Genomic DNA, 14,802 nt, shown 5'->3' with positions numbered 1-14,802 from the left:
AATCATTCATTTGAATTGACATACAAAGAAAATCTCACAGAGATAGTTTATTAGTTTTTCTCTCTTACTTGCTTAGTTTTCAGTGATCTGTGTTCGTTTGAATTACGATTATGTCAAAGGTGTAACCTTGAGAGGGCTTTGCTTTCTGAGGGATTTTAGCTTTAGTCAAGAAAGGTTCTTTGCTGAAGGCGGAGCGTACAAATGTACGTGACAACTGAAGTAAAGGTTCTGACGCAGAATAAAGTCAAAAGCACCAGAAAGGGCCTATAGCTCAGCTGGTTAGAGTGCACCCCTGATAAGGGTGAGGTCCCAGGTTCAAGTCCTGGTAGGCCCACCATTTTTGAGTGATTTGCACTTAAAAAAGAAACTCACATACTAAAGTATGCTTCGCTTCTTTTTTAAGCACAACTCATCTCAAAAACAAGTTTCTAAATTAAATATAAGTTCTTAAACACATAAGGATTTATATTTGGTTTAAAAACCAAACGATCATTAAATTACAATTGTTAAAGTCAACAACTATAATAAAGAGATTTATTATAAACTAAATAACTACAATAACAGATCATTCATCTTGTCTAGTGTATTAGTACATTAAATAAGGTAGTGAACGCAACATAGAATAAAAAGATATTAAGGGCCATAGGTGGATGCCTTGGCTAGTAGAGGCGATGAAAGACGTACTAGGCTGCGAAAAGTCTCGGGGAGCTGCCAAGAAGCTTTGATCCGGGAATTTCTGAATGGGGCGACCCAACGTGGTGCGAATCACGTTACCACTTTCGGGTGGGGCGAACCTAGGGAAGTGAAACATCTCAGTACCTAGAGGAAGAGAAATCAAACGAGATTCCGAGAGTAGCGGCGAGCGAAATTGGAATAGGGCGCATACATTTAGCACATTTGTTAGCAGAACATTCTGGAAAGGATGAGCATAGAGGGTGATACTCCCGTAAGCGAAAACATTTGTGTGGAACTAAGGTATGGAACGAGTAGGTCGGGACACGTGTTATCTTGACTGAATATGGGGGGACCACCCTCCAACCCTAAATACTACTACTAGACCGATAGCGAACAAGTACCGTGAGGGAAAGGTGAAAAGGACCGCGGTGAGCGGAGTGAAATAGAACCTGAAACCTATGGCTTACAATCATTCGGAGCACTATTAAATAAGTGTGACGGACTGCCTTTTGCATAATGAGCCTGCGAGTTGTGGTATCTGGCAAGGTTAATCGAACGAGAAGCCGTAGCGAAAGCGAGTCTTAATAGGGCGACATAGTCAGATGCTGCAGACCCGAAACTGAGTGATCTATCCATGAGCAGGTTGAAGCTGGTGTAAGAGCCAGTGGAGGACCGAACCCGTAGAAGTTGAAAATTCTTGGGATGACTTGTGGATAGGGGTGAAAGGCCAATCAAACTCAGTGATAGCTGGTTCTCTCCGAAATATATTTAGGTATAGCCTCGAGCATTAGCGTATAGGGGTAGAGCACTGACAGGGCTAGGGCTGCTTACCGCGGTACCAAACCCTATCAAACTCCGAATACTATACGTGTAACCTCGGGAGTCAGGCGTAGGGTGATAAAATCCTATGTCGAGAGGGGAACAACCCAGACTAACAGCTAAGGTCCCAAAGTTTTATCTAAGTGGAAAAGGATGTGGAGTTGCTGTGACAACCAGGAGGTTGGCTTAGAAGCAGCCATCCTTTAAAGAAAGCGTAACAGCTCACTGGTCTAGCGATTCTGCGCCGAAAATATAACGGGGCTAAGATAAACACCGAAGCTTTAGATTTACAGTTTACTGTAAGTGGTAGGAGAGCGTTCCATTCAGCGCTGAAGGTATACCGGTAAGGAGTACTGGAGCGGATGGAAGTGAGCATGCAGGCATGAGTAGCGAGAAAAGAAGTGAGAATCTTCTTCGCCGTAAACCCAAGGTTTCCTACGCGATGCTCGTCATCGTAGGGTTAGTCGGGACCTAAGTCGAGTCCGAAAGGGGTAGACGATGGCAAATCGGTTAATATTCCGATACCGACATTACATCGTTTGAGTGATGGGGGGACGCATAGAGTTAAAGGGGGTCACTGATGGAATAGTGGCTCGAAGGACGTAGGTCGACGTGTAGGCAAATCCGCACGTCATTCGACCGAGATCTGACAGGCTGGTCAATCTTTTCGGAGAGCGACCAGAACCCTTGATACTGTCGTGCCGAGAAAAGCCTCTAAACGAGATGTAATGTTGCCCGTACCGTAAACCGACACAGGTGGGTGAGATGAGTATTCTAAGGCGCGTGGATGAACCCTTGTTAAGGAACTCTGCAAACTAGCACCGTATCTTCGGTATAAGGTGTGCCTGTAGTGTTAGAGAACTTGCTTCTCAAAGCACTTATAGGTCGCAGCAAAGAGTCCCTCCCGACTGTTTACCAAAAACACAGCACTCTGCTAACACGTAAGTGGATGTATAGGGTGTGACGCCTGCCCGGTGCTCGAAGGTTAAAAGGATTGCTTAGCGCAAGCGAAGGCATGAATTGAAGCCCGAGTAAACGGCGGCCGTAACTATAACGGTCCTAAGGTAGCGAAATTCCTTGTCGGTTAAATACCGACCTGCATGAATGGCGTAACGAGATGGGAGCTGTCTCAACAAGGGATCCAGTGAAATTGTAGTGGAGGTGAAAATTCCTCCTACCCGCGGAAAGACGGAAAGACCCCGTGCACCTTTACTATAGCTTGACACTGCTATTGGGATATTCATGTGCAGGATAGGTGGGAGCCGTTGAACCTGGGACGCCAGTTCCAGGGGAGGCAACCTTGAGATACCACCCTTGAATATTCTGATAGCTAACTCCGTACGGTTATCCCGTGCGAGGACAATGTCTGGTGGGTAGTTTGACTGGGGCGGTCGCCTCCTAAAAAGTAACGGAGGCTTACAAAGTTCGGCTCAGAAGGGTTGGAAATCCTTCGTAGAGTATAATGGCATAAGCCGGACTGACTGTGAGACATACAAGTCGAGCAGAGTCGAAAGACGGTCATAGTGATCCGGTGGTTCTGTGTGGAAGGGCCATCGCTCAAAGGATAAAAGGTACGCCGGGGATAACAGGCTGATCTCCCCCAAGAGCTCACATCGACGGGGAGGTTTGGCACCTCGATGTCGGCTCATCGCATCCTGGGGCTGGAGCAGGTCCCAAGGGTATGGCTGTTCGCCATTTAAAGCGGTACGCGAGCTGGGTTCAGAACGTCGTGAGACAGTTCGGTCCCTATCTTCCGTGGGCGTAGGAACGTTGAGGAGAGCTGACCCTAGTACGAGAGGACCGGGTTGGACGTGCCACTGGTGCACCAGTTGTCCTGCCAAGGGCATAGCTGGGTAGCTACGCACGGATGAGATAACCGCTGAAAGCATCTAAGCGGGAAGCCAACTCCAAGATGAACGTTCCCTGAAGTACGCTTGAAGACTACAAGCTTGATAGGCTGGATGTGTACGCACAGCAATGTGTTTAGCTGACCAGTACTAATAGTACGTTTGTCTTTTTACAAGTTCTTAAATGAACACAATTGCTTCACTACCTTATTTAGTGTATAGATACTGATAAGAGAAAGATTTGTTAGGCACCACACTTAGCTTTTAAGCACGGTGGTGTCGCGGTTTAGCCGCAGAAGTTATTTAGTTTAGCCCAGACTGAAGTCTGGGTTCCTTAGTATTTTTCTATACTTGGAACCGGTACTTTAGTGCCGGCTAGTGTTGACTTTAACAATTTTAACTTAATGAATTTTATTCATTACTCACTCAACTGATCCTTATGAGATCAGATATAAGTACATCTTAGAATGTCCTTATATCTGATCTTGTCTAGGTGGCTATAGAGAGAGGGAAACGCCTGGCTCCATTCCGAACCCAGAAGCTAAGCCTCTCATCGCTGATAATACTGCAGGTTTCACTTGTGGGAATGTAGGTCGCTGCCTAGTTGATCAGATTTTTACTTCAAAAACTATCAACTTTTTAATCAATTTATAAAATTTTTCTTCGGTATATTTCTATTTACTTTATTTTTACATTTCTTTTGTACAATACTTATATATTTCAATGTGTGATAAAAATGTTACAAATATGCACATTGTTATTTTTTTATCACATATACATTTTTCTTTCTTTTTTACTATATAGTAATGTTTACTATTAATATAGTTGATATCTTCTTTGTTTTATTCATTTTTATAACTTTTTGTTATGTTATTATCATTTTTTGGTTATAAAAAATATTCAAATGATTATAGCTATAAGTTTTTATTATATATTGGCTTTCTTGCTTAAGATACAATTAATTTCTTATCTCATATAATACTCTCAGTCGAAATGGCTTTGGCTATCTCAAAAATTTGACATAACTCTTAAGGAGAGAAAATGAAAAAAACAATTAAATTAGCAGTAGTAGCTGCATTAGCTTTAGGTGCAACTTCTGCATTTGCAACAAACGGTTCAACACTAATCGGCATGGGTGCAAAATCTCGTGGTATGGCTGGAACATCAATTGGTATTAGTCATGGTGCTGAGAGTGCACTTTCAAATCCAGCAATGATAACAGGTATTAAAAAAGACCATGAAATTAGTTTTGGTGGTACACTTTTTATGCCTAATGTTAAAACTGATGGTGGCAGTAATGGTACAAATTGGGCAGAGAGCGATGCTAATATGAATATGATTCCTGAGGTCTCTTTAGCAACGAAAGTAAATGATAACTTTTACTGGGGTATTGGTATGTGGGGAACTGCCGGAATGGGTGTTGATTATAGAGATTCAACAAATCCTGGTACTATGAATATGGTTACAAATCTTCAGATTATGCAGTTTGGTGTACCTTTAGCATATACTACAGCCGGTTTTACAGTAGCAATAGCACCAATACTACAATATGGGGCATTGGATATTAATTACAAGACTGATCTTGGACATGTTCAATATGATCAACAAGGTAATCCTGTTGGACCAGTTGGCGCTGAAACAGTTGGAGAAGGTGTTGCTCAAGATTTAGCTTTTGGTTATACATTAGGACTTTCATATCAAATGGAAGGCTTAACAATCGGTGCTGTATATAAAGCAGAAATTGAGATGGACTATAAAGGTCAATTGAGTTCAGCTACACAACCATTTGTTGATTTTGGAATTTTTCCAGCCGCTATGAAAGATAAGCTTTCAACTCCAGCAGAAATGGGAGTAGGTGTAAGTTATGCGATGGGTGAACATACTATTGCCCTTGATTACAAGCAAATTAAATGGTCAACTGCATCTGGGTATGAAGATTTTGGATGGGATGATCAAAATGTGATTGCTGTTGGTTATGAGTATGCTACTAAAGGATGGGCAGTACGTTTAGGATATAATTATGCAAGTAATCCTATAAAAGATGCAGGTTCTATGACAGTTGCACAAGCAGGTGCTGCAGCTGGCGGACCAAATATTTATCCATATCTTGGTGGAAATGCACTTAATACATTTAATCTTCTTGGTTTCCCTGCAACAACAGAATCACATATTGGTGTCGGCGGTTCATATGTTGTAAGTGATACTACATCAATAGATGTGGCATATACTTATGCGCCTGAAACAGAAACTACTTTGCAAACTATGCCGACTCCTACAGGTCAAGATGTTAAAACAACTGTTAAGCATTCTCAAACTGCTTTAACTGTACAGTTAACTTATGCTTTTTAAGTAGTTTATTAAAGTAATTCTTCTTTCTTGACAATGTCGCCTGTTGGCGGCATTCTCTCTTCAATTTTGACACTTTGTTAAAAGTGTTATTCTATTTGATTTTTTTAATCTTATTTTTTTATATTAGTAACCAATATAAAATGTTAGTTTTTATTAAACTCAACGGCTTCTCAGAATTTGTACTTCAGTACGAGCTGGAAGTTACAAAAAAGTTACATCAGTCGGCACTGAAGTACCGATTCCGAGGAATGTTTGGGGTCAGTATAACGGTTTTTTGGAACCCGTACTTCAGTGCGGGCTGAAAGTGGCAGAAAAGTTGCATGAGTCGGCACTGAAGTGCCGATTCCGAGGAAAGTATACTGGTTTGAAAAGTGAAAAAAGCTATACTAACTTGGCTTCGCGTTTGCCTTCTTTTATTTCTCCTATGAGGTAGGAGTCTTGTGCAGTATTGAGTACTTTTTCCACATTTGTTTCTTCAACGACAAGTATCATGCCTACACCCATGTTGAATGCTCTGAACATTTCATCTCTCGCTATATGCTCACTCATCAGTTCAAATATCGGCAACACTTTGATGGCATCGCGTTGTACTTCCGCCATTAAATTTTCAGGCAATACACGAGGCAGGTTTTCTACGATACCTCCACCTGTGATGTGTGCCATTGCTACTATCTCATTTTTGAGTGCTTTGAATATTTTTACATAAATATTTGTCGGTTCCAAGAGAATTTCTATCAGCGGCTTGCCATTGAAGTCGTCATCAAAGTTGAGTTTCATTTTTTCAAAGAGCACTTTTCTTGCAAGTGAAAAACCATTTGAGTGCAAACCTGAACTTGGCAACGCTATAAGTTTATGACCGGCACGAACAAGGCTCACTCTGTCCATTTCAGATTTTTCTGCAACACCTACGGCAAAGCCGGCCAAGTCATAATCGTCCTCAGAGTACATACCCGGCATTTCTGCCGTTTCTCCGCCTATAAGGGCACATTCACTGCGTTTACATCCTTCTGCTATGCCTGCAACTACGTTTGTCGCAACAGTGACATCAAGTTTTCCCGTTGCATAGTAATCTAAAAAGAAACTCGGTGTCCCAAAGTTACAGATTAGATCATTGACACACATGGCAACAAGGTCGATGCCTACGGTATTGTGTATACCGCTGTCTATGGCAAGTTTGAGCTTGGTACCGACTCCGTCTGTGGCTGCGAGCATGACGGGTTCTTGAAAACCTTTGGGTAATTCAAATGCACCGGCAAAAGAACCAATACCGCCAAGTACACCCGCTACTTTTGTACTCTTTACGAGTGGTTTGATGTTTTCAACAAAACTATTGCCTGCGTCTATATCTACACCTGCGTCTTTATACGAAATTTGACTCATTATTTTGACTCCGAATCTTGTGGTAAATCACATTTTTTTGAAATGATACAAAGTGGACAGAAGTTAGTCAAGCCCGCAATGAGAGGAATAACTCCAAGATAGAACCATACTATGCCTGTGATTAAGCCTGTAAGAATGAGAGCAAGACCAAGTGCAATGCGAAACACCCTGCAAAACTTTCTAATTTTGTTATAATCCATTTTATACCTTTAAGTTTTTATAAATATTATGTAATTATAGCGATATTAAGTAAAATTAATCCAAATATGCTAAAATCGCTTTTAATTAATCTACGGGCAGGACCCACAACAGGAATTTAAGAATGAAAGATTTTATATATAACGAAATGATGGTACATGTACCATTGTGTACACATAAAGAACCAAACAATGTTTTGATCATCAGTTCAAACTCGGCAGCTTTTGTGCAAGAGATACAAAAGTATAAATATGATGATATTAACTGTGATGTAATCTCGGCAGATATTAATCTGCTTCGTGAAGTAGCTGATGACAAGTATGATGTAGTGATTTCAGAGCTTGATACTGATGCTGCTGTACTGGCTCATTTTAACCGTGTATTGAACGAAGAAGGTCTTTTGGTAACGCTGCATCCGTCTTTGGATGATGTTGCAGAAAACAAAAAAATCATGCAGATTTTAGGAAAGTACGCAAAAATCATCATGCCATACAACCTGGGCAATGGCAAAACTGCTCTTTTAGCATCAAAAGAGTATCATCCCACAGCAGATATCATTTTGCAAAGATCAGACCTGCTTGACGGTTTAGAGTATTACAACTGCGATATTCACCCTGCTGCTTTTGCTACGGGAAATAATATTCGAAAAGAGTATTTGGGCATTATTAAAAACTAATGGCTTATGAGTATGCTATTGCGCTGACAGGGGGTATTGCTACGGGGAAAAGTACGGTAGCCTCGCTTTTGGCACTCAACGGAATGCGGGTTATTGATGCAGATACTATTTCGCATGAAATTCTCGATGACTCTGTAGAATGGGTGAGAGAAACTTTTGGAAGTGAGTATGTAAACGGTACAAAAGTAGACAGAACAAAGTTAGGAAGTTATATTTTTTCTCATCCTGCAGCGAAAAAAACACTTGAAGCGTATCTGCATCCTAAAATACAGGCTGAAATAAAAAAGCGCAGTGAAAAGCAGGATAAATTTCAATTCCCCTACCTTATAGATATTCCACTTTTTTTTGAAAACTCCAATTATGCTATAAAAGAAAGCGTTGTAGTATATACTCCTGAAGATATTCAACTTGAGCGTTTTATGAAACGTAACGGCTACTCAAAAGAGGAGTCTTTGAAGCGAATTGCTTCACAAATGCCGATTGATAAGAAAAAAGAGAAAGCGACCTGGATTATAGACAACTCAAAAAATCTCAAACATCTGCAAAATGAGGTAGAGCAATTTGTAGAAAAGATAAAGGAGATATACAAAAAATGAAAATAAGCAAATACAGTGCGAACGGAAATGATTTTGTAATATTTCATAATGACAAAAAACAAGAGCGTAACGAGCTTGCAAAAGCTTTATGCCATCGTCAAGAGGGCATCGGAGCAGACGGACTGATAGTCATCGTGCCTCATGAAAAGTATGATTTTGAGTGGGAATTTTATAATTCTGACGGAAGTCATGCTGATATGTGCGGAAATGGCAGCCGGGCATGTGCACATTATGCATACAATCATAATCTTGCCCCTGCAAAAATGCAGTTTATGACAGGAGCCGGTGTTATTGGCGCAGAGGTCGAAGAAAATACTTCCAAAAGTGCTATGGTGACAAGTGAACTGACAGCTCCTGAGATTCTTGAAACCGACATAGAATTTGGCGGACACTCCTGGTGGTTGATAAATACAGGTGTGCCGCATTTGGTACGATATACCGACTCTATAGAAGATTTTGACACAGAAGAAGCACGTGAACTTCGCTATGTTTATAATGCAAATGTAAATATTATGTATGTTCAAAACGGCAATTTGAGAGTCCGTACATATGAGCGTGGTGTGGAAGACGAGACATTGGCCTGTGGGACAGGAATGGCTGCCTGCTTTTACAGAGCCTACAAAGAGGGTGCTGTGAAAAACAATATTGAAGTTTATCCGACAAGTGGTGATACCCTTTATCTGGGTGTAAATGATAAAACTATCACTTTTAAAGGGCGTGTGAAAAAAACTTTTGAAACAGAATGGGAAGTTTAGCTTACATGTAATGAAGGAAACAATCGGCCATTTCATAGCCCGCCTGAAGTACGAGTTCCAAAAAAGCCACAGAGCAGGAAAAGCGTTACATGTAAGCTTACAAAGTCACTCGGAACCCAGACTTCAGTCTGGGCTGATTTGCTTTAAAGCCTAAAAGACTTTTTACAGTCCTGCTGCTTCTACGATTTTTGCCTGATGGTCTGCTATGAGTGGTTCGATAATTTCATCGAGCAGTCCGCCGCTCATAATTTCATTTAACCTGTAGAGTGTCAGATTGATTCTATGGTCACTGATACGGTTTTGCGGATAGTTATAGGTTCTGATTCTTCCGCTTCTGTCGCCGGTACCTACCTGTGCGGCACGTTGTGCGGCATCTTCGGCTTGAGCTTCTTGCATTTCAAGGTCATAAAGTCTTGCTTTTAGGACTTTCATCGCTTTTTCTCTGTTTTTATGCTGTGACTTCTGATCCTGATTGGTGACAACCAGACCTGTCGGCAGGTGTGTAATGCGAACAGCGGAGTCGGTAGTGTTGACAGACTGTCCTCCACAACCCGATGAACGCATCACATCAATTTTTAAATCATTCTCGTTAATCTCAATTTCGACATCATCAACCTCAGGCATAACTGCAACGGTAATAGCCGAAGTATGCACACGACCCTGACTTTCTGTCTGAGGCACGCGTTGCACTCTGTGTGTACCGCCTTCGTATTTCAACCTGCTGTAAACCTGTTCCCCTTTTATAAGGGCTATAACCTCTTTGTATCCGCCTGCATCTGAAGGAGAAGTACTCATCAGCTCTATTTTCCAGCCTTTTAAATCTGCATAGCGCGTATAGGCATCAAACAGGTCTCCGACAAAGATTGCCGCTTCATCTCCACCGGCACCGGCACGAAGCTCTACAATGATGTTTCTGTCATCATTCGGGTCTTTTGGAAGAAGGAGCATTTTTATCTCTTCTTCCAAAACGGATACCTGAGGTTCAAGCTCTTTAAGTTCTTCTTTTGCCATATCACCCATTTCCGGGTCTGAGAGCATCTCTTTTGAGTCACTGATTTCTTCTAAAAGTGCTCTGTACTCTTTTGTTTTTTCAACGATCGGTAAAAGGGAAGACTGTTCTTTGGAGAGTTCTGTCATTCGTTTGATGTCAGAAGTGATGTCAGGTGAACTTAGCAATTCGCTAAGTTCGTTATAGCGGTTGATAAACGGTGTAAGTTTATCTGCTAACATTTGTTGCTAGCCTTATATTGCGTTTACAGATTTGTGTAGACGGCTTACTTTTCTTGCAGCAGTCTCTTTTTTTAAGATACCTTTGCTTACAAATTTGTGAATTTGCTGGTTTGCAACTTTAAATGCTGCCTGTGCTTCTTCTTTGTTACCAGCTTCAACTGCTGAACTAACTGCTTTTACAATGTTTTTAAGACGAGTTCTATAGAAACGATTACGTTCAGTACGAACGAGTGTCTGGCGAATTCTCTTAATTGATGACTTGTGATTTGCCATTTAATGAGTCCTTTTTGGAATTTAAGTGCGAAATATTACCTTAAAAATAATTAAAATTAAGTTAAAGGGTGGTAAAATGCACAAAGTCTTGGTTACCGTTTACATAAAGGGCTAAAAGAAGAGAGCAAATCCTTCCGTTGGTCTGAGTCTCTTCCTTCATCTCTTTATGTACATCTCTTTATGTAAACTACAGCCCTGAAATTATAATACTTTATGAGAAAGTGGGGAAATACACTATATGAAACTATTTGGCACAGACGGTGTAAGAGGTGAGGCAGGTTCTTTTTTAAGCGCTTCGGTTGCTATGAAAGTAGCTATGGCTGCGGGGATTTATTTGAAATCATCGGCAGTGACGAATAAAATACTTGTAGGAAAAGATACACGCAGAAGCGGCTACATGATAGAGAATGCTATTGTGAGTGGATTGACGGCTATTGGGTATGATGTCATCCAGGTTGGTCCTATGCCTACACCGGCCATAGCATACATTACAGAAAATATGCGCTGTGATGCCGGTATAATGATTTCGGCTTCACACAACTCTTTTGAAGACAACGGGATTAAGTTTTTTAACGCACGCGGAGATAAATTTTCATGTGAGACAGAAAAAGAGATAGAAAACATCTATTTTAACGAAAAGCTTATAAACAAGTCACAAGTCACGGGAAAAGCAATAGGCAAGGCAAAGCGTATTGATGATGTCATAGGACGCTATATAGTACAGCTGAAGAACTCTTTTCCTGTGCATATGACACTTCAAGGTATGCGTATTGTTTTAGATACAGCAAACGGTGCGGCTTATAAAGTAGGTCCGACTGTTTTGGAAGAACTTGGTGCTGAAGTGATTGTACTGCATGACAAACCAAACGGTTTCAACATTAACGAAGACTGTGGTGCTTTGCATACGAAAGATTTACGCAAGAGTGTTGTTAGGTATAGGGCAGATTTAGGGATAGCGCTTGATGGTGATGCTGACAGGCTTGTTGTTGTAGACGAAACAGGAGAAGTAGTAGATGGTGACCATCTTCTGGGTGCACTTGGAGTGTATCTACATGAGCAAAACAAGCTAAAAGGCGGAGGAATAGTAACTACTGTTATGAGTAATCAGGGGCTTGAAGATTACATATCAGAAAATGGTTTGAAACTTTTTCGATCAGATGTCGGAGATAAGCATGTTTTGGAAATTATGAAAAAGCAGGGAATAAACTTCGGCGGGGAACAAAGCGGACATATTATATTTAGTGATTTCGCAAAAACAGGAGACGGACTTGTAGCTACACTTCAGGTGCTTGCTTTATTGATTGATAAAAAGAAAAAAGCTTCAGAGCTTTTACGGCCATTTCCTTTATATCCGCAAAAACTTGTGAATTTACATGTAAAGAGAAAAAAACCTTTGAATGAGATTGCTTCTCTGGATGAAAAATTGCACGCTTTGGAGGAGAAAGGAATACGGCATTTGATTCGCTACTCAGGGACAGAAAATAAACTGCGGGTTCTTTTGGAGTGTAAAGAGGCTGATATCATGAATGAAAAAATGAATGAAATAGTAGAATTTTTTAAAAAAGCGCTCAATGAATAACAGTAATAAAATGTTACGCCTCTCAGCAATATTGCTCTTTAGTCTCGCAGGTGTATTTATCATCGATCAAAATATTAAAAGTCTCTTTGTTGAGGGCTTTCGTTACTATACAGAGTGTATAGATCTGATACTTGTTTACAACAAGGGTGTTGCATTTTCAATGTTTGCATTTTTGAACGAGTATTTAAAGTATATTCAGCTTTTGCTTGTAAGTGGTGTTTTGGTATATGTACTATACCTCAAAAAGCTATGTTACGCTTTACCCGTAGGACTACTTCTTGGAGGGGCGTTTTCCAATATTTATGACAGGTTTGTTCATGAGGGTGTTGTAGATATGGTCTATTGGCACTGCGGATTTAACTTTGCTGTTTTCAATTTTGCAGATGTGATGATAGATTTTGCCGTTTTATGGCTGCTTATTTTAAATTTCAAACCGAATTTATGCAAAAATTAATCGCAAAAAAAGCACATTTTTGGTATGATTGTCCAAAATAATGGTGTATATAATACAGATAAAAGGAAATTGATGGAAATCAAAGCAAACAAAATTAATGGTGCAAATGCTCAAATTGAAGCAACAATCTCAAGAGATGAGCTGAATGAAAAGATAGAAAAAATTGCGAAACAACTCTCTAAAACTGCGAATGTTCAAGGTTTCCGTAAAGGGAAAGTTCCTGTTGCTATTATCAAAAAGCAATACGGTGAAAAACTTGTTGAAGATGCTGAGGCGGAAGCGCTTCGTGAAGTGCTTGCAAAAGGCTTGACAGAGTTAAACATTGACAGTGTATCTTTGATTGGTGAGCCGACTATCTCTAAATTTGAAAAAAGTGATGATAAAATTGAGGTAGCCGTAAAAGTAGCTATGCGTCCTGAAATAAATTTGGAGAATGTAAAATCTTTTGTTCCTGATTTTGAAAAACCTGAAGTGACAGATGAAGAGGTTGAAGAGAGAATTAAAGAAATCGCTGAAAATCAGGCGCCTTTGGTTGACATCAAGCGTAATCGTAAAATGAAAGAGGGTGATACTGCTGTTATTGACTTTGAAGGTTTTATAGACGGAAAAGCTTTTGAAGGCGGTGCTGCAGAGAATTTTGAGCTTAAACTCGGTTCTGGACAGTTTATCCCGGGATTTGAAGATCAGTTGATTGGCGTAAAAAGAGATGAAGAAGTTACAATCAATGTGACTTTTCCTGAAAACTACGGTTCAGACACACTTGCAGGAAAAGATGCCGAATTTAAAGTAAAAGTAAACGGTGTTAAAGTAAAAGATGAGGTTGTTATAGATGATGAGCTTGCAAAAAAACTGCTTCCCGGTGAAGAAGATGCAACTTTAGAAAAATTAAAAGAAGAAGTAAAAAAAGCACTTGAGCAGGAAAAACTTGCAAAACTTTATAATGACGAACTAAAACCAAAGCTGCTTGAGACTTTAGTAGAAAAAATTGATTTTGATTTACCTGAATTTGTTGTTGATCAGGAAATTGATATGGCTGTCAACAAAAAAGCATCGCAGATGAGTGAAGATGAAATTAAAGAACTGCGTGAAAACCCTGAAAAACTCAACGAGCTTCGTGAAAGTTTTCGCGATGATGCAGTAAAAAGTGTCAAAGCGACATTTATTATAGACGCATTGGCGCAGGAAATGGGTATAAAAGTAGAAGAGCAGGAAGTTATGCAGACTATTTACTATGAAGCAATGCAAATGGGTCAAGATCCTCAAAAGGCTTATGAGCATTATAAAGAGGCAGGATATCTTCCGGCAATTCAGATGTCAATGGTGGAAGACAAAGTGTTGACTGCTCTCTTGAATGAAAAGTCAGAAGCGTAAGCCATGAGCTATATTCCTTATGTAGTGGAAAAAACAGGACGCGGTGAGCGTTCTTATGATATTTTTTCCCGTCTTTTAAAAGACAGAATTGTTATGCTCAGTGGAGAGGTCAATGATGCTGTGGCATCTACTATAGTTGCACAGTTTTTGTTTCTTGAAGCAGAAGATCCTGAAAAAGACATCTATTTTTATATTAACTCTCCCGGCGGAGTTGTAACTGCGGGAATGGCTATTTTTGATACGATGAACTATATTCGTCCGCATGTTGCCACTATCTGTATCGGACAGGCTGCATCCATGGGTGCATTCTTGCTCTCGAGCGGTGAAAAAGGCAAACGCTATGCACTCCCTCATGCAAGAATTATGATACACCAGCCTTTAGGCGGTGCACAGGGTCAGGCAACTGATATCGCAATTCAGGCAGAAGAGATTCTTCGCATGAAAAAAGAGCTCAATGCAATATTGGCAAAAAATACCGGGCAAAGCATTGAAACAGTTGAACAAGATACAGATCGTGATAACTTTATGAGTGCTGCAGAAGCAAAAGAGTATGGCATGATTGATGAAGTTTTAGTAAAAAACGACAAAGAGTAGGGAGAA

Annotated in this window: 12 protein-coding genes, 1 tRNA gene and 2 rRNA genes; 11 read left to right on the top strand and 4 right to left on the bottom strand. The window is 40.3% G+C overall.

Annotated elements, in window-relative coordinates; translation table 11 throughout:
* The first annotated feature begins 260 nt into the window (after positions 1-260).
* The 4 genes from LCX93_RS12385 (at position 261) to LCX93_RS12370 (ending at position 5,690) form a co-directional block, all read left to right on the top strand.
* Positions 261-337, top strand: a tRNA-Ile gene (locus tag LCX93_RS12385).
* 286 nt (positions 338-623) lie between these two features.
* Positions 624-3,516, top strand: a 23S ribosomal RNA gene (locus LCX93_RS12380).
* 314 nt (positions 3,517-3,830) lie between these two features.
* Positions 3,831-3,946, top strand: a 5S ribosomal RNA gene (rrf, locus tag LCX93_RS12375).
* A 436-nt stretch (positions 3,947-4,382) separates the two neighbouring features.
* Positions 4,383-5,690 (top strand): OmpP1/FadL family transporter, encoded by a 1,308-nt coding sequence (locus LCX93_RS12370; protein WP_226066651.1) that lies wholly within the window; start codon positions 4,383-4,385, stop codon positions 5,688-5,690.
* Between the two features lie 381 nt (positions 5,691-6,071).
* On the opposite strand, the gene purM is transcribed toward LCX93_RS12370, so the two are convergent.
* Entirely contained in the window at positions 6,072-7,070 is a 999-nt protein-coding gene (gene purM, locus LCX93_RS12365) for a phosphoribosylformylglycinamidine cyclo-ligase (RefSeq protein WP_226066639.1), read from the bottom strand.
* Positions 7,070-7,270: a YgaP family membrane protein gene (locus LCX93_RS12360; protein ID WP_226066637.1), complete on the bottom strand. Its 201-nt coding sequence runs from the start codon at positions 7,268-7,270 to the stop codon at positions 7,070-7,072. Before LCX93_RS12360 ends, purM begins: the two co-directional genes overlap by 1 nt.
* 122 nt (positions 7,271-7,392) lie before the next feature.
* Here LCX93_RS12360 and LCX93_RS12355 point away from each other — a divergent pair, with 122 nt between their 5' ends.
* From LCX93_RS12355 to dapF, 3 genes are read left to right on the top strand one after another with little or no spacing between them, the layout of a single operon-like run.
* Positions 7,393-7,944 carry a spermine/spermidine synthase domain-containing protein gene (locus LCX93_RS12355; RefSeq protein WP_226066634.1) on the top strand — a complete coding sequence of 184 codons (552 nt, stop codon included), beginning with the start codon at positions 7,393-7,395 and terminating at the stop codon, positions 7,942-7,944.
* Entirely contained in the window at positions 7,944-8,540 is a 597-nt protein-coding gene (gene coaE, locus LCX93_RS12350) for a dephospho-CoA kinase (protein ID WP_226066632.1), read from the top strand. Before LCX93_RS12355 ends, coaE begins: the two co-directional genes overlap by 1 nt.
* Complete coding sequence (gene dapF / locus LCX93_RS12345) at positions 8,537-9,295, top strand: diaminopimelate epimerase (protein ID WP_226066629.1); 759 nt, start codon at positions 8,537-8,539, stop codon at positions 9,293-9,295. The genes coaE and dapF overlap by 4 nt, the downstream gene beginning before the upstream one ends.
* Positions 9,296-9,457: 162 nt before the next feature.
* Here dapF and prfA read toward each other — a convergent pair whose 3' ends face one another.
* Both prfA and rpsT read right to left on the bottom strand, forming a co-directional pair.
* A complete protein-coding gene (gene prfA / locus LCX93_RS12340; RefSeq protein WP_226066626.1) occupies positions 9,458-10,525 on the bottom strand; it encodes a peptide chain release factor 1 in 1,068 nt (355 codons plus the stop codon).
* Positions 10,526-10,537: 12 nt separating this feature from the next.
* A complete protein-coding gene (rpsT, locus tag LCX93_RS12335) occupies positions 10,538-10,798 on the bottom strand; it encodes a 30S ribosomal protein S20 (RefSeq protein ID WP_151899280.1) in 261 nt (86 codons plus the stop codon).
* Between the two features lie 238 nt (positions 10,799-11,036).
* Here rpsT and glmM point away from each other — a divergent pair, with 238 nt between their 5' ends.
* The 4 genes from glmM to clpP all read left to right on the top strand — a co-directional run bounded on the left by glmM (position 11,037) and on the right by clpP (position 14,796).
* Entirely contained in the window at positions 11,037-12,377 is a 1,341-nt protein-coding gene (gene glmM, locus LCX93_RS12330) for a phosphoglucosamine mutase (protein ID WP_226066623.1), read from the top strand.
* Positions 12,370-12,831, top strand: coding sequence for a signal peptidase II (gene lspA, locus LCX93_RS12325; protein ID WP_226066621.1), 462 nt, complete (start codon positions 12,370-12,372; stop codon positions 12,829-12,831). The genes glmM and lspA overlap by 8 nt, the downstream gene beginning before the upstream one ends.
* Positions 12,832-12,903: 72 nt before the next feature.
* Entirely contained in the window at positions 12,904-14,202 is a 1,299-nt protein-coding gene (gene tig / locus LCX93_RS12320; RefSeq protein WP_226066618.1) for a trigger factor, read from the top strand.
* A gap of 3 nt (positions 14,203-14,205) precedes the next feature.
* Positions 14,206-14,796, top strand: a complete 591-nt coding sequence (gene clpP / locus LCX93_RS12315; RefSeq protein ID WP_193150750.1) for an ATP-dependent Clp endopeptidase proteolytic subunit ClpP — start codon at positions 14,206-14,208, stop codon at positions 14,794-14,796.
* Positions 14,797-14,802: the final 6 nt, after the last annotated feature.

The organism is Sulfurimonas sp. SWIR-19, from assembly GCF_020410885.1.
Lineage (GTDB): Bacteria > Campylobacterota > Campylobacteria > Campylobacterales > Sulfurimonadaceae > Sulfurimonas > Sulfurimonas sediminis.
The sequence above is the reverse complement of the archived record's forward strand: the minus strand, read 5'-3'. Positions and strand labels throughout refer to the sequence as shown.

Bases quoted from the DNA above. Each gene is read 5' to 3' on its own strand.
- LCX93_RS12370 (WP_226066651.1), top strand. From the start codon at position 4,383: ATGAAAAAAACAATTAAATTAGCAGTAGTAGCTGCATTAGCTTTAGGT.
- purM (WP_226066639.1), bottom strand. From the start codon at position 7,070: ATGAGTCAAATTTCGTATAAAGACGCAGGTGTAGATATAGACGCAGGC.
- LCX93_RS12360 (WP_226066637.1), bottom strand. From the start codon at position 7,270: ATGGATTATAACAAAATTAGAAAGTTTTGCAGGGTGTTTCGCATTGCA.
- LCX93_RS12355 (WP_226066634.1), top strand. From the start codon at position 7,393: ATGAAAGATTTTATATATAACGAAATGATGGTACATGTACCATTGTGT.
- coaE (WP_226066632.1), top strand. From the start codon at position 7,944: ATGGCTTATGAGTATGCTATTGCGCTGACAGGGGGTATTGCTACGGGG.
- dapF (WP_226066629.1), top strand. From the start codon at position 8,537: ATGAAAATAAGCAAATACAGTGCGAACGGAAATGATTTTGTAATATTT.
- prfA (WP_226066626.1), bottom strand. From the start codon at position 10,525: ATGTTAGCAGATAAACTTACACCGTTTATCAACCGCTATAACGAACTT.
- rpsT (WP_151899280.1), bottom strand. From the start codon at position 10,798: ATGGCAAATCACAAGTCATCAATTAAGAGAATTCGCCAGACACTCGTT.
- glmM (WP_226066623.1), top strand. From the start codon at position 11,037: ATGAAACTATTTGGCACAGACGGTGTAAGAGGTGAGGCAGGTTCTTTT.
- lspA (WP_226066621.1), top strand. From the start codon at position 12,370: ATGAATAACAGTAATAAAATGTTACGCCTCTCAGCAATATTGCTCTTT.
- tig (WP_226066618.1), top strand. From the start codon at position 12,904: ATGGAAATCAAAGCAAACAAAATTAATGGTGCAAATGCTCAAATTGAA.
- clpP (WP_193150750.1), top strand. From the start codon at position 14,206: ATGAGCTATATTCCTTATGTAGTGGAAAAAACAGGACGCGGTGAGCGT.